Genomic DNA, 1,128 nt, shown 5'->3' on the forward strand with positions numbered 1-1,128 from the left:
GTGTGATACACCTTCCCGTCCGCCACCACAGCCACCTGAAGCTCCGCACCCACCGAAGCCGCCGCCACCTGCGTCACGTTCGACAACTGACCGGCCACCGCGTGGACATCGCCGAACCCGGCCCACTGGCCGTTCGCGAACCGGACCGTGTGGTACAGCTTGCCCTCGTTGCTGACGGCCAGGACGTGCGTATCGCCGTTGATGCCGGCCTCGGCAGTGGTCCGGACGCCCGAGGGGATCTCGCCCGCCTGGTCGTCGACGTTCCCGAAGTTCGACCAGGTCCCGTTCGGGTTGCGGACGCCGTGGTGGAGCGACCCGCCCGACTCCACCGCGACCTGGGCCCGCCACTGGCCGGACGGCGCCGGCGGCGTCACCACCGGCGGAGGCGTTCCGGGAACGCCCACCGGTGAGACGAAGGCGAGGGCCTTGCCCGCGCCCGGGTTGTTGTAGGTCCGCCAGTTGAACCAGTTCTTGTACGAGACCTTGCCGCTCTCGTTGCCGCCGACGGTCTGGATCTGCGAGCCGTCGGAGGAGACTCCGACGACCAGGCTCACGTGGTTCGCCTCGCCTGAGACCGAACCGTCGTCGTCCCACAGGACCGCGTCACCTATCCGGGGTCCGCTGGTGTGCAGGGTGCCGTTCTTCTGGCCGTAGCTGTGGAAGGACGCGGCAGCCGCGTTGAGGCCGCTCGTGTTGGCGCCGGCCTGCTTCCAGACCCAGCGGGAGAACTCCGCGCACCAGGCGGACGGGTGGACGCATCCGTAGTACGGAGTGCAGTTGTTGCCGACCTGGTTGCGTGCGATGTCCGCGACGCTGGGGGCGTTGGCCGCCGCCGACTGGGCCGAGGCCATCCCCAGCATCGGGGCGAGCACCACGGCGGCGAGGAGGAGGGAGCGGCTACGGGCGGACTGCTTGGCCTTGAACATGAGGGAGAGGTCCTTTACGGAAGAAGCGTGGTTGGTGGGTGGAACAGCCCGTGCCGGGTCAGTTGTAGGTGCCGGTGATCGAGACGCCGGTGCGGGTGCCCGTGACGCCGGTCAGGTCGACGGTGCCGAGGGCGGTCCAGTTGCCGCTGACCTGACGAACCGTGTGCAGAACCCGACCATCGGTCGACACGAACGCCACCTG

At 69.1% G+C, this 1,128-nt stretch carries 1 protein-coding gene; it reads right to left on the minus strand.

Translation table 11 applies throughout. From position 1 onward, the window contains the following. Positions 1–926, minus strand: a 926-nt coding sequence (locus ACZ58N_RS38870; protein ID WP_471170406.1) for a CHAP domain-containing protein, incomplete at its 3' end; no start/stop codon positions are given. Positions 927–1,128: the final 202 nt, after the last annotated feature.

Source organism: Streptomyces sp. NPDC040432 (genome assembly GCF_055595445.1).